At 29.4% G+C, this 21,896-nt stretch carries 17 protein-coding genes; all 17 read right to left on the reverse strand.

Annotated features, from left to right (window positions below; translation table 11 throughout):
• Window positions 1-81: 81 nt before the first annotated feature.
• Window positions 82-711: a hypothetical protein gene (locus VJY32_RS02605; protein ID WP_353676317.1), complete on the reverse strand. Its 630-nt coding sequence runs from the start codon at window positions 709-711 to the stop codon at window positions 82-84.
• Window positions 708-6,140 carry a C25 family cysteine peptidase gene (locus VJY32_RS02610; protein WP_353676318.1) on the reverse strand — a complete coding sequence of 1,811 codons (5,433 nt, stop codon included), beginning with the start codon at window positions 6,138-6,140 and terminating at the stop codon, window positions 708-710. The genes VJY32_RS02605 and VJY32_RS02610 overlap by 4 nt, the downstream gene beginning before the upstream one ends.
• Window positions 6,127-6,864 carry a WecB/TagA/CpsF family glycosyltransferase gene (locus tag VJY32_RS02615; protein ID WP_353676319.1) on the reverse strand — a complete coding sequence of 246 codons (738 nt, stop codon included), beginning with the start codon at window positions 6,862-6,864 and terminating at the stop codon, window positions 6,127-6,129. The genes VJY32_RS02610 and VJY32_RS02615 overlap by 14 nt, the downstream gene beginning before the upstream one ends.
• Before the next feature lie 5 nt (window positions 6,865-6,869).
• Window positions 6,870-7,988: a glycosyltransferase family 4 protein gene (locus VJY32_RS02620; RefSeq protein WP_353676320.1), complete on the reverse strand. Its 1,119-nt coding sequence runs from the start codon at window positions 7,986-7,988 to the stop codon at window positions 6,870-6,872.
• Window positions 7,972-9,123 (reverse strand): glycosyltransferase, encoded by a 1,152-nt coding sequence (locus VJY32_RS02625; protein WP_353676321.1) that lies wholly within the window; start codon window positions 9,121-9,123, stop codon window positions 7,972-7,974. Before VJY32_RS02625 ends, VJY32_RS02620 begins: the two co-directional genes overlap by 17 nt.
• Complete coding sequence (locus VJY32_RS02630) at window positions 9,101-10,201, reverse strand: glycosyltransferase family 4 protein (RefSeq protein WP_353676322.1); 1,101 nt, start codon at window positions 10,199-10,201, stop codon at window positions 9,101-9,103. Before VJY32_RS02630 ends, VJY32_RS02625 begins: the two co-directional genes overlap by 23 nt.
• 93 nt (window positions 10,202-10,294) lie before the next feature.
• A complete protein-coding gene (locus VJY32_RS02635; protein ID WP_353676323.1) occupies window positions 10,295-12,340 on the reverse strand; it encodes an OPT family oligopeptide transporter in 2,046 nt (681 codons plus the stop codon).
• Window positions 12,341-12,410: 70 nt separating this feature from the next.
• Complete coding sequence (locus VJY32_RS02640; protein ID WP_353676324.1) at window positions 12,411-13,184, reverse strand: TIGR02757 family protein; 774 nt, start codon at window positions 13,182-13,184, stop codon at window positions 12,411-12,413.
• A gap of 20 nt (window positions 13,185-13,204) precedes the next feature.
• Complete coding sequence (locus tag VJY32_RS02645) at window positions 13,205-13,927, reverse strand: pyridoxine 5'-phosphate synthase (RefSeq protein WP_353676414.1); 723 nt, start codon at window positions 13,925-13,927, stop codon at window positions 13,205-13,207.
• Between the two features lie 106 nt (window positions 13,928-14,033).
• Entirely contained in the window at window positions 14,034-14,918 is an 885-nt protein-coding gene (locus VJY32_RS02650; RefSeq protein ID WP_353676325.1) for a DMT family transporter, read from the reverse strand.
• Window positions 14,915-15,952, reverse strand: coding sequence for a glycosyltransferase family 9 protein (locus tag VJY32_RS02655; RefSeq protein ID WP_353676326.1), 1,038 nt, complete (start codon window positions 15,950-15,952; stop codon window positions 14,915-14,917). The genes VJY32_RS02650 and VJY32_RS02655 overlap by 4 nt, the downstream gene beginning before the upstream one ends.
• The gene (locus tag VJY32_RS02660) at window positions 15,946-16,941 is read right to left on the reverse strand and encodes a glycosyltransferase family 9 protein (protein ID WP_353676327.1); all 996 of its coding nucleotides are present in this window, start codon (window positions 16,939-16,941) and stop codon (window positions 15,946-15,948) included. Before VJY32_RS02660 ends, VJY32_RS02655 begins: the two co-directional genes overlap by 7 nt.
• A 122-nt stretch (window positions 16,942-17,063) precedes the next feature.
• Window positions 17,064-18,275 (reverse strand): acetate/propionate family kinase, encoded by a 1,212-nt coding sequence (locus VJY32_RS02665; RefSeq protein ID WP_353676328.1) that lies wholly within the window; start codon window positions 18,273-18,275, stop codon window positions 17,064-17,066.
• Window positions 18,276-18,289: 14 nt separating this feature from the next.
• Complete coding sequence (locus VJY32_RS02670) at window positions 18,290-19,225, reverse strand: 3-hydroxyacyl-CoA dehydrogenase family protein (protein WP_353676329.1); 936 nt, start codon at window positions 19,223-19,225, stop codon at window positions 18,290-18,292.
• Window positions 19,226-19,491: 266 nt separating this feature from the next.
• On the reverse strand, window positions 19,492-20,742 hold the full coding sequence (gene icd, locus VJY32_RS02675) for an isocitrate dehydrogenase (NADP(+)) (RefSeq protein ID WP_353676330.1): 1,251 nt from the start codon (window positions 20,740-20,742) through the stop codon (window positions 19,492-19,494).
• Between the two features lie 114 nt (window positions 20,743-20,856).
• The gene (locus VJY32_RS02680; protein WP_353676331.1) at window positions 20,857-21,435 is read right to left on the reverse strand and encodes a Maf family protein; all 579 of its coding nucleotides are present in this window, start codon (window positions 21,433-21,435) and stop codon (window positions 20,857-20,859) included.
• 49 nt (window positions 21,436-21,484) lie between these two features.
• Window positions 21,485-21,877 (reverse strand): hypothetical protein, encoded by a 393-nt coding sequence (locus VJY32_RS02685; RefSeq protein WP_353676332.1) that lies wholly within the window; start codon window positions 21,875-21,877, stop codon window positions 21,485-21,487.
• Between the last annotated feature and the right edge of the window lie 19 nt (window positions 21,878-21,896).

Consider the following 21,896-nt stretch of genomic DNA (forward strand, 5'->3'; position numbering starts at 1 on the left):
ATTGCATCTAAAAAAATTTTAAAGAATAGCTTGATAAATTATTTTTTTATTTTATTAGCTCCGCAAATGAAATATAGTTTTTCATTTTACTATAACTATTTTTTTCATTTGTATGATTTTTGAATTCACTGTAAATACTAAAATATAAATCCCACTTGAACAATTATTTGGAATGATAATAGTTGAATTATCTGACTCTATATATGCTTCAAATTTTTTTTCTCCAATTATTGAGTAAAGAAATAAGTTCCCGGATACTGAATTTTTATTGCTAATTCTAATAACATAACTTCCTTTTTCAAAAACATCATTGAAAGTTATCTCATTTTTATCTCTATTTTCTTTTATTCCTGTTAAATGATAATCCACCATAATGGTATCAGAAAACTGAAAATGTCCGTCGATATCAATTTGCTTTAACCGATAAAAATATTTTCCTTCATGAAACAAAGTAGAATCAATAAATACATAATTCTTTGGTGAATTAGAATTTCCGTTGCCCGGGACAAATCCAATTTCATTAAATATCAACGAAATATTTGAACGTTCTACATAAAATCCATAATTGTTAACTTCTGTTGCAGTACCCCAGCTTAATAATACAAATCCATTGGAAGCTATTGCTTTAAAATAAATTAGTTCTACAGGGAAAGTATGGTTCTGTGCATTTAAATTAATAAAGCACATTAATAAAAAAGCAAAATACTTCATTTTAATATTGCCAATTTTTGAATTGCAGATTCAGTCTTCTCTTTCTTTTGTACAATTATTTTATAAAAGTAAACTCCGTTTGAGACAATATTGCCATCATCATCTCTTCCATCCCAGTACACTTTATTAAGATTAGTCGTTAATTCATAATTATAAACATTTATTTGCTTTATTAATCTTCCTGCAACTGTATAGATTTTGATTTTAACTTCATCGGGAATTTGTGTTAGAACAAAAGTAAAATAAGTATAACCGCTGAAAGGATTAGGGAAATTGTAAACATTCTTAATTTCTATTTCAGAAGTCACAATAAAATACTTTTCATAAACTGGTAGTGTTGTAAATTTATTATTAGCATCTTTGGTAAATATTTTCAAGCTGTGTTCGCCTTTTTCAAAACTTCTGTGAAAAAGAACAATTATTTTTCTATTCATTGTATCATAATCAATTGCACCAGAATTCTTGAGCTCGAAAAAGGAAATTACTTTGTTATCTAAGAGTAATTTGAATGCTGTTGTATCTTCTTCATACATATACCATGTTGGATAATATATTTCTATTTTGATATCAGTTTCTGGTTCTACATAATCCCAATCATTTATTTCAAACTCGTTAAACTTAACAACTATTGAAGATGCATTTATTGAGGTGATTGTATCTTTCCAAACATAAAAGGTTTTTACATAAGTGTTATTATTTTCTATTAATTCTTTTACTTCATCCTTTTTGTCTAACGTTAAAATAAAACTAAAATTACCATAACCATCATTATTAATGTATTGATAAGAAAAAGAGGTATATTCAAATGGGGTTAAATTTTCAATGAGAGTATCTTTCAAATTAATAATTGTATTATCAGGTTTAACAAGTTGAAGAGAAACATCAAATATACCTGAGTTCGATTTGCCAGCATTAAAAATCTTAGAATGAAAATGAATTTTTCCTCCCTGTTTAATAGAATCTTTACAGGAAGGGTTGGATTCACATTCAATCGATGTGATCTGATAATTAGTTACTAATTCAGGTAAAGATGAAAAATATGCCGAAAGAGATTTAATGATTGGGCTTTCCTTCTTTTCATTCGCAAAAAATTTTGCGATAATTTTAATCCGAGGATATTTACTTGCATCTAACTGGCTGATATTTATAGAATCAGTATATGAAATAAAATTTTTCAGTGTATCAAATTCTCCATATGTATTTATTCCTATAGGGGTTAAAACAATTTTAGAATTATCAGGTTTATATGTATCTATAATAATTTTTTCCCATTTACTTGCATTTGTTATTTCTGGAAAACTCAAAAAGCCATTATCGAACATTAGACTTTTTGAAATTTCTATTTGAACGGGACCCTGTAATTGTTTTTTATATGCTTCAGGAACTGAGCCGGGTATAGCACCTTTCTTTCCAATCAAGCACCATGAATCACGATATTGAACACTGTCAATGTAAAAACTACCTAAACTTTTTATAGCATTGCGAACTTTTGAATTTTTTCCACCAAATATATTTTGCTGTGCATCTGCACAAACTGTCATTGCTACCATTGTTCCAGCAGCTAATGAATTGATAAAATTTACAAGTGAATCTGCTACTTCGGCATCGGGCACTAAAAAATATTTAACTGTATTTGGCATATATGTAATAGAATCAATAATAGCAACAGCAAGACCCCAATAATATGTTGAAGGGAGCTGTTCATTGTTATCATACAAAATAGAACCATATGAACCATCGAGCCAACCTGCTGATTTGACAATCAATGAAATATTTCTACTGTTTAACTTCCAACTTTTACTTTGACTGTCATAAACAGTATTTGAATAAATAAACTCTCTATCATTTTCAACTGGTTCATCAATCAATACTTCAGCTTTATTATTAATCTTCTTAAATGAATATACATCTGAAAATTGACTTGATTTATCATTCAATCTAAATCTGAAATAATATCTTTTATTATCCTCAAGCTGATTTAATGGAATTTTTGTAACTAACATACCTACTGGTTTAACAATTTCTATTGGTTTGATGAAATCAGAATTTTCATCAAATTGAATTATAATTTCATCAACATTAATATTTAATTTTTCTATTGGATTCAGAATTAATAATGTGTCATTAATTATACTGTAATGCTTAGAAGAAATTAAGGGGACCAGTGAAGCTGAATAAACAAAAAATTCATATTCAGCATAATTATCATCTTCATAAATTTCATCAATGGAATTTGTGATATCTAATACAATTCTTATTTTATGTTTTCCAGCATAATTTTTAATGGGGACATTAATTAATAATGTATCTTCAAACTTTGGAAGATAAACATTGATTAACCGCTCAAATAATATTTTATTATTAAATACATCTTCAATTTTAATTTCAGTTATCGCATTTTTATATATACCATAATTTGAGACATTTATTTTAATCAATGCTGAATCATTTTTGTCATTAAGATTAGATGAAAGCAAATTGATTTTTGAATTATCTACATACAAATTTGGCTTTGATGGCAAAGCAAGACTGACGATTGGGTCCCCAAGTAAAAGATTACAATAAGTAAAAACACGATTAATATCATTAAAACCATTTTCATTAAGCTGTTTAATTTTTGCTGAAAGATGAGCATAACCAATTCCCTTTCCTAAATCACTCAGAAATATTTCATAAAAATATTTTGGAAATCTTAATGAAGTCGAAAGATAGCCCCAGCTTGAATTTCCAAGATATGCAATTGCCTGGCCATCATGAGATTGACAAATAAACAATTCTCCAAATGCATCGACATCAGGTTCTGCAAACTTTCCTGTAGAACAACCAAAATCGGTAATTAATGGGAATCTATCAGAATATTTATTCTTTAGATGTTCAACTTCTGTAATGCCATTATCCCATGTTCTTGTTCCACTATGTCCAATGTAAGAAATAAATAATCCCCCTTCATCAATTATTTTTTGAAATTCTTCATTTGAATATGGTCCAAAATTCGTTTGAGGTGATATTGTTTTAAAGAAGTGAGTGCCCGTTCCAAAATATGGAGATGATAAAACATAATTTTGATAAAGTGCATCATTTACATTTTTAATTTCTTGCAGTTCTGATTGTCTTGTTGTATTGCCTCCACTGAAAAACAAAAATGTCTTGTTATATTTATCATATTTTCTTGAAATATATTTTTGATGTTTATTCATGTAAAAAATTACCTGTTCATCATTATTAGCAGGAATTCTTCCAACATACATTTGAGGAATTGCTGTTATTGTGCTATCCCATATAACATACCATATATCACTCACAGGAAACCCGTAAGACATTACCAAATTTTTTTTGCGAATTATCGGAGTAGATGATGTTACATTTTTATAATCATAGTTCGCATCTCCAATTAAAGTTAAATAAGATGGTTTTGGATTATGCCAATTTTCATAAGCATTTATTAAAAAGCTTTTAATTGCTTGAGCATCAATCTGTCCATATGAAAATTCATCATAAATATCTTCATCATAAACCAATTCAGTTTTAATGCTATAAGAATCGTTAATAAACTTTTTGTAATTTTCAACCGAATTGGATAATGATTTATTTGTAATTATGATATAATCAGCCTGTCTTGATTTATCTCTTAGATTAACAAAGTGTTTTTTATACCTGTAAATTGGTTCACCAACTTTTTCAATTTTGGTTATAAAATATTTATCCCCACCTGTGACAGTATCAATTATCTGTAAACTCTTTTTAACTTCTCCAAGTAATAAATAATTATCAATCTTTTTGAATGAAGGAAAAATTTTATAGACTAACAAATTACTTTTATCTCCTTTAATATTTTCTACTTTTATCACTCTTAATTTTTTTCTTAAAGTATCTGGAATTGTAATTAATATCGAATCATCAATTGCAATGTTTTTTCTGAAATATTCTACATCAATCCAGTCAATTAATGATTGATGAAATTCAACTGAAGTTGGTAATCCAAAAATTCTTATAGTGTTTACACCATTCTTTAATTGTCCTGAATCAAATGTTGAAATAAAATTTATTGTTTCTTTGTAGTTATAAACAATTGTATTTTGAATTGATGGGCTGTTAAGACTAATGCCAATTTTATGCGTATTATAAATTCCTTCTGGGTTGTTTGCCACATTAGCAGAATAACTAATTAACCTCGTTAAAGTCTTTACAATGGAATTTTCGACACAATTACTTGCATTAAAATTTACATTAAGTGAACCTGAATTTCCGATCACTAACCAGGTATATAATTTATTTTCCTGCCAGAAAGGTAACTGAACTCTTGGTTCTGTCGGATCATAATACCAGAGTCTTTCATCTTTCTCGAGATGTAATTTTACAAGATGATAATCAATTGTATCTACAATATGGCTATAATTAGAATTATCAATTTCAATTCTTTTCCCTTTTTCACCGCCCCATGTAATCCACAAATTTGTTGTATCATTATATAAATTCATATAATGGACATAATCTTCTCCTTTGTTGACTACTTTACGATAATCTTTGCCTGAATAATTTTTCTCACAGTAAAATTCAATATAGTCACTTTCATTAAATTTATTATCTTCTTCCCCCTCAACATAAATTGGAATTTCTTTACCTTCTCTGAATATTTTAATAGTAGCTGGATTAATTAAATCTAAATTTATATCATGTTTGATAAAAAAATCATAACTAATTCTATATATGTTATCATTTGCTACAGAAATTTTAATATAATTTTTTGAATAATCTATCCAGCTGTCACTTGAATCCTTAAATGTAAATTTATAATTAGTGCGAAACTCTTTGGCTTCTTCATAATTAACAATCAATTCTTTCAATGTTTCGTCGAATAATGATGATTCATCATTTCTTATATAGCTCACATTGTTGCCCTCATAAATCAACCTTAAACTACATGTTTCAATTATACTTAATGTTCTATCCTTGAATGAATAACGATGCGTGTTAATTTTAACCACAGCACAATAAAAACCTCTCACCCATGTATAATTTACAATTTCATAATCTTCTTCAGGATAAATATCAGTTGTTATTGAATAATTATGACTTTCATAAGTTTTGTAGAGAACCGAATCATTATCATATGCAGGCAATTTGTTTACTGCAATATCAATATCACGAATTTGTGTAATATTTTTATCTGTTAATTCAATCCTTGCTTTTGATTTTGGTGGTATAGCAATAAATAATGTTTTTGAAGGTAATTTAGGTTTCCCTGAATTTGATTCATCTTCATCATAAATAAAATCAAGTTTTGAATTATTATTGATATTATAAACATGCTGATTAAATTTAATAATAAGTTCGAAACCATTTGGTATTTTTTTCACATTAATATCCTTAGCAAGAATTCCTGAAAAAATGAAAATAAAAAGTAGAACAAAAAAATTATGTGTCTTCATAATTAAGCCCTCTATTAAATTTTGCCCTCTGATAAGTAAGCATATAATAAATAAACAATGGTATTCCCAGAAAATATCTGAAAAATAATCTTCTTGGTTCTTTTACAACTCTGTACAGCCATTCAAGTTGTAAATGTTGTATTAAGCTTGGGGCTCTCTTTTTAATATCAAAATAATAATTAAAAAAATTACCAACACATACATAGTTTATTTCAGGTAAATGTTTTTTTAATTCAGCAGCTATAAATTCCTGCTTCGGTTTACCCATTCCAATAAAAACAAATTCAGCATTTGAATCTTTTATACTATTTATTATTGTTTCTTGACAACAGCTATTAAAAAATCCATGATGATAACCAATTAGATAAAGATTTTTCTCTTTGGATTTACTTTCAACAAATTCATTTTTGAAATCATATCCGAGCAAAAATATTTTCTTTTTTGTTTTTGTAATCTTTTTAATCAGCCAGTTAAAATAATCGGTACTGACAAGCCTGTCTGCATCTTTTCTCAAGTAATTCAAAGCTAAATACATTCCTATACCATCTTGAAAAATGTAAAAGTTATCAATCATCAACGAACAATATTTTTTGTTATTCTTAACATGATTAAACGCATGAAAATCAAAGTAGGTAAATAGAATTCCTTTGCTGTTTAGAAGTTTGTTTAATGTAAAGTTTATTAGCTCTTTTTTACTTGAAATTATTTTGTTAAACAATTCCATAGCAGTTAAGAATCATTTAACATTTCTATGTAAATCTTTAAAAGTTTTTCTGCATAACTTCTTGGGTCAGAAAAAGTATTTGTTTTTTCATACAAATTTTCTACAAATTGTTGTTTTTGAGAATTAGATATTTTTAAAGCTTTTTGTATAGAATCAATCAATGCTTTATAATTATTAGCTTCAAATAATATTGCATGTTTTCCATCTTCTATAAATTCATTAATTCCATTAATATTTGATGCAATCAAGAATTTTTTATTCATTCCTGATTCAAGCACAACATATGGACAACTTTCAACTAAAGATGGAACAATTACAATGTCAGACAATTTATAATACATCGTTATATCATCAGAAGGTTTTATAAAAATTATTCTTCCATTTTTTCTAAGAATATGACTCTTAATATTTTCATCTGCATCTGTAATGATTAACAAAAACAAATTATAAGTCTTTGATACTTCTAAGAATGCTTTTATTAAAATATCAATACCTTTTTCTTTAGAATATCTCCCTACAAATAAAATTACTTTGCTTTTATTATCTATTTTGAAATCATTTCTATTAATTTGTATTTCGTTTGTAACTGATTTATCAACTGGATTATAAAATTGAACTATCTTTTTTTCTGATATTCCATAATTATTAATCAAATTATTCTTAACAGTATTACTTACAGCAATAATTTTATCTGATTTAAAACTGATACTCTTATAACCCTTAACAATACTATGCGCAGTTGTAATAATTTTTATATGCTTCTCTGTTTTTCTAAAAATTCCTTTTTTAACTAAATAGGAAAGTAATTCTGTATAACGGTGATGCGAATGTATAATGTCTATCTTATGTGATATACAATATTTTTCAAGTTGGAATGTGTTGGGGATAATAAAAAACAAATTTCTAAATCCTCTCTTAAACGTAATAATATCAGGTCTTATATCAATTGAACTGAGCCTGCTTAAGGCATCTCCGCCATTTGTTATGAAATGCAAATTTAGTTTTGGAACATTATTAACGGACAATTCTTTCAGCCCTCTTAATACCAAATAAACATACTTGCTTACACCACATACATAATTAAAGTATGGTGAAATATGTAATAAGTTAATTTCGTCCCTCATTTACTAAATTGTAATAGTACTTTTCAAAAAAAATTTTGAAATTGTTCAAATTATATTTTTTCACTATTGCTTGATAACCATTTTCGCCTAACTTTTTGCATAGAGTTTTGTCATTCATTAATAAAATTATTTTGCTAACAGCTTCTTGATAATTTTTGCAACTAAAAATAAATCCACAATTATTTTCTTCTATAATTTCTTTTACTCCCCCAGCATCAGTTGAAATTACAGGAATTTTATTAAACATTGCTTCCCAGATTACAATTGGCAAACCCTCTGTTTTTGATGTTAGTATCAATAAATCAAATAACTTCATATAATGAACAGCATCATGAACAAAACCATAAAATTTTATATTCCCTATTGATAAAGATAATGCATAATTCTCTAGCATTACTCTCTCTTCTCCATCTCCAAATATTACCAAAAAAACATTATGATTTTTTAATTCATATAAAATCTTTATCGCACACTTAACATTTTTTTCTCTGTTTAATCTTCCAGTATAGCCAATTACAAAATATTTTTCTTTTAATTGATGCAGCTCACTAAACAAGTTAGCATCAATACCTTCGCTAAAATAAATAGGCAAGTATCCATTATAATAAAAATCAATTCTTGAGAATAATTTTGTTTCGCTTATTAAAATGTTTTTATTTCTCCTGGAAGGAACTAATGCATTTACATTATTAATTCTGCAAATAATATGATGAAGAATTTTATAAATAAACTTATCTAATTTTGTATTGTAATCATTCTCTATAAAACTTCCGTGATAACTAAATATTATTTTTCTCCTTAAGAAGAAATTCATCAATCCTGCAATGATATAAGGTTTTAATGAATGAGCATTAATAATATCAGCATTTTCTAACGATATAATTTTAGCGACATGAAAAAATATTCTAATTGAGTACTTTTTATTAAGAAGTGGGAGAGAATAATACTTAATGTTTAACTCTCTAAAAATATTTTCTACAAAAAAATCACCTTGAGATATTACAAACTGTTCATATAGTGAATTATCAAGAAATTTGATTTGAGCACATAAATGCCTGAATACTCCATCTTCTTTTCCGGTAACACGATTTACAAAATGACAGATTTTTATTTTATTCTTTTTGAACTCTTTCATATAAACTCACATAATTATTTATCACATTTTCCCATTTTAAATGATTGCATATTTTTCTTGCATTTTCAGAAATGCTTTCTAATAATTCATCATGTTCATGTAATCTTTCAATAATGGATTTCAATTCACTATAATCGTTATAAAGAATAGCATTAACATTATTTTTTATTAATTCTGTAATTCCTGCTTTTTTACTAACTATCACTATTTTTCCGGCAGCCATACATTCAAGAGCAAATAAAGAAAAAGAATCAAAAACATCCCCCTTGATTAAAATATTTTTGTCTTCAAGAAAATTGATTAAATCTTGTTGATTCATATAATCTTTATAAAAAACTGCTATATTATTTTTTGATACAACATCTGTAAATGAATCTCCAATTACATAAAGTTCTAATTCAATATTCCTGATTTTTAGCAATGTGTTGTAAATCTTAAGTAAATCTCTTTCAATATACTTTGAAGAATTATAAAAGATTAATTTCAATGGACTTTTATTAACTAAAGGGGAAGGTTTAATGTAAAATATTTCATCGATTCCATGATAAATTACTGTGCAATTCTTATTTAACAAATCATAATTTTCTGCGAATAAATTTTTCAGCAGTTCAGAAACAAACACAAGGTAATCAGCTTTTGATACTGCGAGTTTCTCAAGGACTCTTAACTTTAATTTTTGTATCCAACTAAATTTTTGTTTTGCATTTTTTATTTCATAAAGAAGGGAGCCATGAAATGTTATAATAATTTTTACTTTCAAAAAATATTTAAGAAGAAAAATAATTATCTGATAATTTTCGAGTGTTACAATGTGAATAATAGCAGGAGAATTTTTAAGTAAGATAAAAATTAATTTAACTATACCAGTGCAAATTACGTTGTTTTCATTTTCAACCTTAGAATAACCAAAAAATCTATTAAATAAATTTGTATCAAGTTTGTTTTTAAAGTAGAAATCACAAAACAAAACCTCACAATTTCTTAATGATAGATAGTGCAAGATTCTTTTAGCAATTTTTTCTGGACCTGTTAGAACTTCTGACTTATTAAATCGCCCCAGAAGAATAATTTTTTGCATTAAAGCTTTACCCTCATTAGTTTTAATGCAGGGCTGATTAAATAATGATATGCTTAAATCATATTTAATCAGCCTTAAATATTTACATTGCAGTTACATTGAAACAGGAGGTGGAGCAGGTTCGTCAGCTTTGCCAGCATTCTTTACAGGAATCTGGATTAAATACCATGCAATAAAAGCAAAAACCAATAAGCTAATATAGAATGATGGATATTGAAAAATTGAGAATAACTGTATTTCAAAGAAAGCGAATGCAGCAAAGACTAAACCAATCAAAGCTTCACCTGCAATTAAACCAGCAGCAACAAGTACTCCTGTATTTTCAACTCTTGATTTTTGTGCATCATTAAATTTTCTTTTACTACTAATTCTTTCTACGATTCCTTTAATAATTCCGCCGATAAAAATTGCAAAAGTTGTTTCAAGTGGCAAATACATTCCAACAGAAACAAGCATAGGACTACGAACCTGCATCAATATAAATCCAAATCCCATAACCATACCAACAATAATTAAAGGCCATGCCATTTCACCTTTGACAATACCTTGAGACAACAAAGCCATTAAACCTGCTTGAGGAGCAGCTAATTTTGCACTTCCAAAACCGCCTTCATAAGGTGGTGTAGCCATTTTGCCTGCATTAACATCACCTTGATGTAAAATTAAAAGTGGAATAAACATTACTGCGGAAGCAACAGCTACGCCAAGTATATCACCCACCTGCATTTTCCAGGGAGTTCCACCAAGTATATGACCCACTTTTAGGTCTTGAAGCATTTCGCCTGCAACTGCAGCCGAGACACAAACGACAGCTGCAACTCCCAGCACTGCAGCAACTCCTTGTTTTCCTGTCATTCCAAGTGCAACCATTAATAGAGCAGCAACAATTAAAGTGGAAAGAGTTAATCCACTTATTGGATTATTACTTGAGCCGATGATTCCAACTAGATACCCTGAGACTGCAGCAAAGAAAAATCCTGCTATAATCATAACCAGAGTTGCAACAAGAGCAGCAAAAATATCTTGTGCAAAATAATTATAGATTAAAAAGGTCATAACAGCAGAAAATGCAATTCCAATCATAACCCATTTAAAGCTCAGGTCCTGGTCAACTCTTTCTGTTTTATGTTCTCCAGTTGCTGCTTTTTTTACATCACTTATTGAACGTTGAATTCCAACTGCAAGACTTTTTCTCATTCTAAATAAAGTATAACCTGCACTTACAAGCATTCCACCAATTGCAATAGGACGGACTACATATCTCCATATCATTTGCGACCAGATAATCCAATCATGATCAGAAGGATTCATTCCTGGATTTGCAGATTGATATTGTTGAATTAATTCTGGCGAGAGAAAATATAAAATTATCGGTACAAATAATCCCCACGCAAGCAATCCACCGCTAAAGTTCAGTGAAGCTAATTTAGGACCAATTATATAACCAACTCCAATATATGCTGGACTTACACCAGGGGAACTAAGTAAAACACCTCCTTGTGCAGTTGCAGTTCCGGCCGATTTTAAATTTATTACTGATTTTGAAAATCCAACAAACTTTTCCCATGTAGTAGCAAAAAATTTAAGTTGTCCGAGTGATTGAATTATTGCCCCTACTCCCATAGCAGTAAATAAAAATTTTGCTCCTGTTCCTCCAGCTCTACCTGCTTTGTGAATTTCAGAAGCAGCAACAGATTCAGGGAATGGCAATTCTGCATCTTCAACCATTACTCTTCTTAATAATGCAACGAACATTATACCAAGCACTCCACCAACAAACATAATTGCTGTTGATATTAAATAATTGCTCATTGTATCGAACTGAACCCAGATTCCTGCAATATAAAATGCAGGTAAAGTAAAAATTGCACCTGCAGCAATTGATTCACCAATTGAACCAACAGTACGTGCAAAGTTTTCTTCAAGTATTGTTCCTTTCATCAATTTAAGAAGTGCCATTCCAATAACTGCAGCCGGGTAAGTTGCAGCTATAGTCATACCGGCTTTTAATCCAAGGTATGCATTTGCGGCACCTAAAACAACAGACATTATTAATCCAATTATCAAAGCTCGGATTGTAAATTCTGCCATATTTGTTTCTGAAGAAACAAAGGGGACAAATCGTTTTTGTTCCGACATGCCGTTCTCCTATTTATGATTGTTGTGTATAAAAATAATTATGTATTTAACTATGAGCAACTATTAATTTTCAAAATTTCATTTTTCTCATACCAATATGGCAAATTGCAAAATCATATTTAACCGGGTCATCAGGGTCATATCTTTTTAATTTTTCTGTTATCTCTTCTGCCATCAGCCAGTTTATATTTTTTCTTTTAGTAAGTCCAAGATTCCTACAAATTTTTGCTACATGAGTATCTACTGGTATAACAAGTTTTGTTTTGGAAATTTCTCTCCATAATCCAAAATCAATTTCATCTTTTCTTACCATCCATCTTAGAAATAAGTTAATTCTTTTACATGCACTCCCTTTCAGTGGATCTGGAAACATAAATTTAATACCGGGACTTACATCAAATTGAGAACCAATTAATTCCAAAATATTTTTTGAAAAAAAGGAAATAGAACTTTTTAGATTTTTTTCTTCACCGAAATGATATAACAGAAAGAAATATTTTAATGATTGATACGAAACATAAATTTTATTCAATGCATAAAAAAATTTTGCAATATCATCCGAAGTATAAAACCGATGAATAATTTCTTTGAAATATTTTTTATCTCTCGAATAATTATAATTCATTACAAAATCATAAGGTTTGAAATTCATTAGAGAATGAATTGTAAGCAGAGTTTGATTTATTTGTTTTACATTGCCATATGCAAAAACTGATGAGATTATACCAGAAATTTCTATATCAAAATAATTTTTATACCTGTGAAGAAATTCTACAGGGTCGGGTGACATTTTATCTTTATCAAAAAATTTGTAGTGATATTCTAATTTTTCTTTCAGATTCAAATTTATTCCGGATTAAAATTTCACTTTGAACTTCGGATAATTTCTATCATTTCTTTTACAGCTTTTTCAACTCCAACAAAAACAGAACGAGCGATAATTGCGTGCCCAATGCTCACTTCGTCAATATCCTTAATAGCAACGAGTTCTTTCATATTAATATAATTCAGGCCATGACCAGCATTGACACCAAGTCCTAATTTTTTTGCATGCTTAGCTGCAATTCTAATTTTTTCTAATTCATCAAAAATATCTTCCTCACTTACAGCATTTGCATAATGACCTGTATGAATTTCTATAAAGTCAGCATTAATTTCTGCAGCAGCATCAATTTGATTTATATCCGGTTCGATAAATAAAGATACTGCTATTTCAGCTTCATGAAGTCTATCAATTGTATTTCTTAAATGATTGATGTTATCAATTACATTAATACCACCTTCAGTTGTAAGTTCCTGTCTTTTTTCAGGAACTATTGTAGCTAATTCTGGCTGAACTTCACATGCAATTTCAATAATCTCATCAACAGCAGCCATTTCAAGGTCAAGTTTTGTTGTTATTAATTCTCTTAATAACCTTACATCCCTTTCATTAATATGTCTTCTATCTTCTCTCAAGTGAACAACAATTCCATCAACACCAAATTGTTCTGCCATAAGTGCATATGTTACGGGATCAGGTTGAACTTCTGCACGAGCATTTCTTAATGTTGCTATGTGGTCTATATTTAAACTGAATCTCATAATTATTCCCTTTTATTTGTTTTTCAAAATTAAAAAATAATTGATATCAAATCACAAATAAGATATCAATTCAGAAGAATAAAATGAAAAGATGTTAATAATAAATTTTTTATTTCAAAAATAACATTGCAACTCCACCAACAGCTAAAAATGCTCCTATGATTGCAATCCATGTCAATTTTTCTTTGTAATAAAATTTAACAAGTGGAAGCATAATTATTGGGACTGTCGACATTAAAGTAGATGCAATCCCAACTTTAGTATGTGCCACAGAAATTAAACTGAATGTAATTCCCAAGAAAGGACCAATTACTGACCCAATCAAAGTATAAATTAATGCAGTTTTGTTATTTCTGAAAATTGAAAATGGATTTTTAATTTTAGTTATAAATACAAACAAAGGATACATAAAAATAACAGAGGCACTGATTCTAATAAATGCAGCTACAAAACCATTGATATCAGATTCGTTGAAAGCATTTTTAGCAAAAATTAATCCTACAGCTTGACCAACAGCTCCCATAAATGCATAAAAAATTCCAATGTAATCGATTTTATAATCAGAACTTGGTTTTTCCTGACGATTTAATACAACAATAGCAATTCCCAAAATTGTTATTAGCATTCCAATTATTCCTGTAAAAGAAATTTTTTCACCAAGAAAAATGAAAGCTAAAATGGCAGAGATTCCAGGGACAGATGCCATAATAAGCATGCTTAATCTTGCACCAATATTTTGAAATGCTTTGAATAAAAATGTATCACCTATTATAAGCCCAATTATTCCACTTAAAACTAAATTTAGTATTTGTGATGTTGATAGATTAATTTCTATTTGGAAAATTAAAACTGTCAAAGCAAGACAAAACATTGCAATAATTAATCTTGCTACATTAACATAGAACGAACCAACTCTAACAGAAGCCTCCGTAAAAACAATAGAAGTTCCTGACCATAGAAGAGCTGTTATAAGTGCTGCAATTTCTCCAATCATTTTTGCCCTTGAATTTCTGTATACCTTTTTTTAACAATTTCCCACACATAATCAATTGACAATGCTTCCATAGCTTTTTTTTCATCTTCTTCTGAGTAATGTTCTAAATTTAGTGGCGATTTAATGTTTATATGCTTATTACCAAAAGCTCCCCAATCAACTGGATGTGAAGAACCAAGCAATGCTATTGTTGGAGTTTTTACAGCTACGGATACATTCATAGGTCCTGTGCAATTAGAGAAAAACATACTGCAATTTTTTATCATTGCTGCAAGTTGACCAATTGTTTCGGTAGATGCCGATATGATTGCTTTATTACCAATTTGTTCTGCAACATAGCTAACTAATTTTTCTTCACCCTTTCCCCATGTTAGCAAAATATTTACATCAAATTTTTTTACAAGTCTTATCCCAATTTCTGCAAATCTTTCAGGCATCCAGGCTCGAATTGATTTACTTGCCCCGGGATGAATACAAATTGTATTTGCTTTTTTTAATTTATTTTTTTCGAAAAACATATCTGCATATTTCTGTTCTTCTTGTGAAATAAATACAACTGGATTTTCATCAGAAACACTGCAACCAACTGCTTTCACAATATCAAGATTTCTATGAATTTCATGATATCTGCCTTTTGGATGTTCTAATTTTATTGTATACAAATTCATTAATTTTTTTGGACCACTGCTTACTCTTACTTTTGCAGCACTTAAATAAGTAATCAAAGCAGCTCTTTCTGATGTCCATCTTAAATTTATTCCTAAATCAAATTTCCTTCTTCGCAACTTTAAGATAATTAACAACTGCTTGAATATTGAATCTACAACTTTATTTCTATCTGTATTTACTATTATGTGTTCATCAACTAAAAAATTTTGTGGAATAATTTGAGTCATAAGTTTATTCGTTAAAAGTGTAATGTGTGCATTAGGGAAATTTTCTCTTACTGTTTTTATTGCAGATGTACTTGCAATTAAATCTCCCAATGCCCCCCATTTTATAATTAATATATTTTTTACCTCTTCTTTCACCATAGATTTAGTATCTCTCCAATTTTATCATAAACTTGTTCAACCTGTATATTACTTAAGAAAGATTCATTATCATTTTTAATTCTTTTGCCAATTAATGAATAATGCCTTTCTTCTTCTGAATAAAAATCCCAGCATTTTGAATTATCATCAGGCATAAGAGCAAGAACTGGAACTTTCAATGCAATTGCTAAATGGCGTGTTCCTGTATCATGAGTTAATAAAAGAGAAGATTTTTTCAACAAAGCTGCAGTATTCAGAATACTTTCAGAGTAATAAAATATTATGTCTTGTGTATCGCTCAATATTGCATTACAAACTAATATATCAGCTGGTCCTGATATCAATAAAATTTTCAATGAACTTTTTTGTTTTAATAAATTAATCAGTTTGATAAAATTTTCTTTTTTCCAAACCTTAGAAGGTTCACTTGCCCCTGGATGAATGCAGAGTACTTCTTTATCATTCAGACAATTGTTAATGAAAAATTCTTCTGCCCATTTAATTTCTTTTTCGGATATAAAAAATTCTGTTGTTTTTGAATCAACCTTAACATTAAATGACTCTATTATTTTATTATAATAATCTATGTAACTAATTGAATCTTCCAGGACATCAACTTTTTTATTTAATAAAAATGAGAAATTCTGTTTTCGTGGGGCAATTCTAATTTTTGCTTGCGATAACCAAGATAAAAAAGCGATTCTATCCCCGGGATGTAAAGCTATTACAACATCAAATTTTTCCTTTCGGATTTTGAAAAAAAATTTAATACCCTCTATTAGTTTTTTTATACTTTTTTTCCCTTTGATTTGAGGATTAAAAGTAATTATGCCATTGATATAAGGATTATATTTCAATACATCTTCAAATCCATTTCTCACCATAACTATTATTTCAGCATTTAAGTAGCTATTTCGAAGTGCTCTCAATGCAGGGGTTGAAATGATTAAATCGCCAAGATATTTGATATTAATAACGAGTATTTTCAAAATAGTAAAACCAATAATTCCAATTGTAAATTTAAGAAAGAATTATTTTCTTAAACGAAGAAAAATAAAAAAGGTCACTAAAATTTTAGTGACCTTAAAAAATCCATTTATAAATTTTTGGGTTAAACCTGACTTAATTGTTCACTAACAATTTTTTCTGTATCGAGTGCTATAACCAATTCTTCATTCGTAGGGATTCTGAATACCTTTACTTTTGAATCATCTGAAGAAATTAAACATTCTCCTTCGACATTTTCATTTCTATTATCGTCAAGTATAATTCCAAGATATTCCATATTTGAACATACTTCTTTGCGAACCATAACAGAATTTTCTCCTATACCGCCTGTAAATACTAAAGCATCCAAGCCATTCATAGCGGCTGTATAAGCACCAATATATTTTTTAATTCGATAGTTAAAAACATCAAAAGCATTTTTAGCTTTTTTATTTCCTTCTTTAACTGCTTCTTCAATTTCACGCATATCACTGCTTTCACCGCTAATTCCAATTAAACCGCTGTGTTTATTTAACAGAGTATTAGCTTCAGAAAGAGATAAACCTTCTTTTGCCATTATGTAAAGAATAACAGAAGGGTCAATATCTCCGCTTCTTGTTCCCATAATTAATCCTTCAAGTGGAGTAAAACCCATTGTTGTATCAATTGACTTTCCACCTTCAACTGCAGCCATTGAACAACCATTCCCTAAATGAGCTGTAATAATTTTCAATTCTTCGATTGGCTTACCTATTAATTTAGCTGCTCTCTCAGAAACATAACGATGGGAAGTGCCATGAAAACCATAACGACGGATTTTATACTTCCGATATAGTTCATAAGGTATTCCATAAAGATAAGCTCTTGGTGGCATTTTAACATGAAATGCCGTATCGAATACTCCAACTTGAGGAGTATTTGGTAAATGCTCTTTTGCTGCTAAAATTCCTTTTATGTTTGGTGGATTATGAAGAGGTGCAAGTTCAATATTTTCTTTGATTGCATTCATTACCTGGTCTGTAATCAAAACTGAGCCAGAAAAAGTTTCACCACCATGAACTACACGATGTCCTACAGCATCAATTTCTTTTTTATTTTTAATCACACCATGATTAGGACTCAATAAAACTGCAATTACGTATTCAATAGCAATTGTATGGTCTAAAATTTCTCCGACAATTCTAATTTTTTCTTTTCCATATGGAGTATGAGTTAGAACTGCACTAGACATTCCAATTCTTTCGACCATTCCTTTTGCTAATGCAATTTGAGTAGTTGTATCAATAAACTGATATTTAATCGATGAACTTCCACAATTAAGAACTAAAACTTTCATGATATCTCCAATTTTTAAGAAATTATTTTACCTTCAGCATCATATTTGAAGAAACCTTCGCCAGTTTTTTTGCCTAATTTTCTTTCTCGAACAAGTTTGCGCAATATTGGACATGGTCTGTAGCGTGGCTCGCCCAAACTATGCCATAGAGTTTCCATCCAAGCAAGAACTTCATCGAGTCCCATTGCATCAGCCATTTCAAGAGGACCCATAGGGAAATTATAACCAAGCTTCATTGCCGTATCAATATCTTTAGCTGATGCAATACCTTCAAGTAAAATATGCATTGCTTCATTTAATAAAGGTACAATTGCTCGGGTTGTAACAAATCCTGGATATTCATAAACTTCAACCGGGGTTTTACCAATTCGAGCTGCAAATTTTTTAATTATTTCAACTGTCTTATCAGAGGTATCCAATGCACGAACAAGTTCAACAAGTGGAACTTTTGGTACAGGATTTAAAAAGTGCATCCCGATTATCTTATCTCTTCGATTTGTTACTTCAGCAATTTTAGTAAGGCTTAGAGTGGAAGTATTTGAGATAAAAATTGTTTGTGGTTTTGCTATAGCATCTAATTCCTTAAATATTTTTTGTTTTAATTCATAATTCTCATCAACAGCTTCAATAACAAGGTCACATTCAGGAATATCATTTCTGTCTGTAGTCCATTTAATTCTTGAAAGAATTGATTTCATTTCACTCTGAGTCATTGCCCAGCGGGCAATTTCCCTTTCCATTGATGCTTTAAGACTTTCTCTTGATTTTTCAATTGTTTCCTCATCCTTTTCAATTATCACAACATCTAAACCAGCCGCAGAAATTGTATGAGCAATTCCCTGTCCCATTACACCACCCCCAATAATTGCTACAAAATCAATTCTGTCATACTCTTCATTTCTTTGAACGTTACCCAGTAAATCTTCTAATTTTAATTTTTCTTCTGCCATAAAAACTTTCCTTTTATTATTAACAAAATTACAAAAAAAGCCGATTACCTACTCAAAACTTATACCAGCATTATATCTAAGTATTTTACTAAAATCCATTAGCAAATTTTAAAATTTTATTAAAAGTAAAAATCTAGAACCAATAATGAGAATTATTCGGGAAGAAAATGCCGCTGAAATAAAAAAGAGATGAATAATAATTTTTTAGGTTTGAAAAAATAAAGAGCAGGGTTTGAGATTTTAATTTATTCCTGCTCTTAACTTAATTACATATTTTTAACAATTTCTCTTGCAAAATCAGAACAGCTTAATTCTGTAGCTCCTTTCATTAATCTTGCAAAATCATAAGTAACAGTTTTGGCTTTAATTGTTTTGCTTAATGCTTTTTCAATTAATTTAGCTGCTTTTTTCCAGCCAATATAATTTAGCATCATAACACCTGATAAAATAACGGAACCTGGATTAACTTTATCAAGTCCAGCATATTTGGGAGCTGTTCCATGAGTAGCTTCAAAAACTGCGTGATAATAGCTCATATTTGCTCCGGGTGCAATGCCTAAACCTCCAACCTGTGCTGCACAAGCATCAGACAAATAATCACCATTTAAATTTGGTGTAGCAATAATATCATATTCATCAGGTCTTAATAAAACCTGCTGGAACATACTATCTGCTATTCTATCTTTAATTAAAATTTTTCCTGCAGGTAGTTTACCATCATAAGATTTCCACAGTTCTTCTTCAGTAATTATAATATCACTAAAATATTTTTCAGCTGTTTCATAACCCCACTCTTTGAATGACCCTTCAGTAAATTTCATAATGTTTCCTTTGTGAACAAGGGTAACACTTTTTCTTTTATTTTCAATTGCATATTCAATTGCCTTTTTAACCAATCGTTCCGTTCCGAACTGACTCATAGGTTTAATACCAATTCCGGAATCTTTACGAATATTTTTATCAAATTTTTTATTGATATAATTAATCAATGCTACTGCTTCTTTAGAATTTGCTTTGAATTCAATTCCAGCGTAAACATCTTCTGTATTTTCACGAAAGATAACAACATCTAAATCCTTCGGACGTTTAACCGGGCTTGGTGTTCCTGAATAATATTTCACCGGTCTTACACAAGCAAATAAATCAAGTTCTTGACGAAGTGTAACATTCAAGCTTCTTATTCCGCCACCCACTGGAGTTGTAAGTGGACCCTTGATAGCGACAATAAATTCCTTAATAGCTTCAAGAGTTTCTTTAGGTAGCCATTGATTTTTACCATAAGTTCTTACTGCTTTTTCTCCTGCATAAATTTCCATCCATACAATTTTCTTTTTTCCATCATAAGCTTTTTCTACGGCTGCATCAAAAACCATTTTCGATGCAAACCAGATATCTGGGCCTGTGCCGTCTCCTTCTATAAAAGGAATTATTGGATTATCGGGCACCGAAAGTTTTCCATCTTTAATTGTAATTTTTTCTCCTTCGGTAGGAACAATAATTTTTTTGTACTTTGCCATGAACACTCCAATTTTATATACTTAATAAATTTTGATGGATATAACAACCAAATATCCAAATCAAAATTAAGCAGAATAAATCAAAAACCAAACTGATGTTTTTATAAAAGTAATCTATAAAACTCTTAAAAGTGCTTGATATACTTTGGCAAGTGGTAAACCCACAACATTGTAATAACAGCCATTTATTTTTTTTATAAATACAGCCCCGAAATCATCTTGAATTCCATATGCCCCAGCTTTATCCATTGGACTTTTAGTTGAAATATATTCTTTAATTTCATCATCAGAAATTTTTCTGAATGTAACTTCTGTTTTTTCGTAATCAACTATCTTTTTATTGTTTAAGACATTGCACACTATAAAACCTGTATAAACTGTGTGTGTTTTTCCACTTAAAAGTTTTAAGATTCTAAAAGCATCTTTTTCATCTTTTGGCTTGCCTATAATTTTTTTATTAAGAACTACTATTGTATCGGCAGTAATTATAATTCCATCCTGTTTTCTTTTTAAAGCTTCTTCAAATTTATGATTGGCAAGACGTTTAACTGTTGCAATCGGATGTTCACCATCAAATATTTTTTCATCAACATCGACTGAAAAAACTTTAAAGTTAATTCCGAGTTGTTTTAATAATTTTTTTCTGCGTGGTGATTTTGATGCAAGGTAAATTGGTAAATCTGTCTTCAACATTTTACAAAATCTTTTAGTGGAATTATGAATGGAACAAACGAATAGTTAATTAACGGAATAAAGCTTTAATACTTCCCCAGGTTCTTTTAACACTTGATACACTATGTGCAACAGAAACTGGAGCAGAATAAGAAACAGTACCGTCATTATCTACAATTTTCAATTTGTAAGTATAAACCGCATCCAAGGACTTGAAAGCTGTTTGGTCAATGAATTCATAAGTTTTGTCTGCTCGTGGTTCAATTCTTGCAATTGGAATAAAACTGCCTGATGCAGTTGCTCTTTCAATAACAAAATAATTAAGATTAGTTTCAGATGAAGTTTTCCACTCGAGAATTACATTTCCATCTTTACTTGTTGCAGTAAAATAAATCAATTGTGCACCGGCATAAATAACAGAGGAAATTATAATGACAAGCAATATGTTAAATTTGATATTCATCATAATTTTGCGACAGCAA

Origin of the sequence: Rosettibacter primus (assembly GCF_036860675.1) — a bacterium.
GTDB lineage: Bacteria > Bacteroidota > Ignavibacteria > Ignavibacteriales > Melioribacteraceae > Rosettibacter > Rosettibacter primus.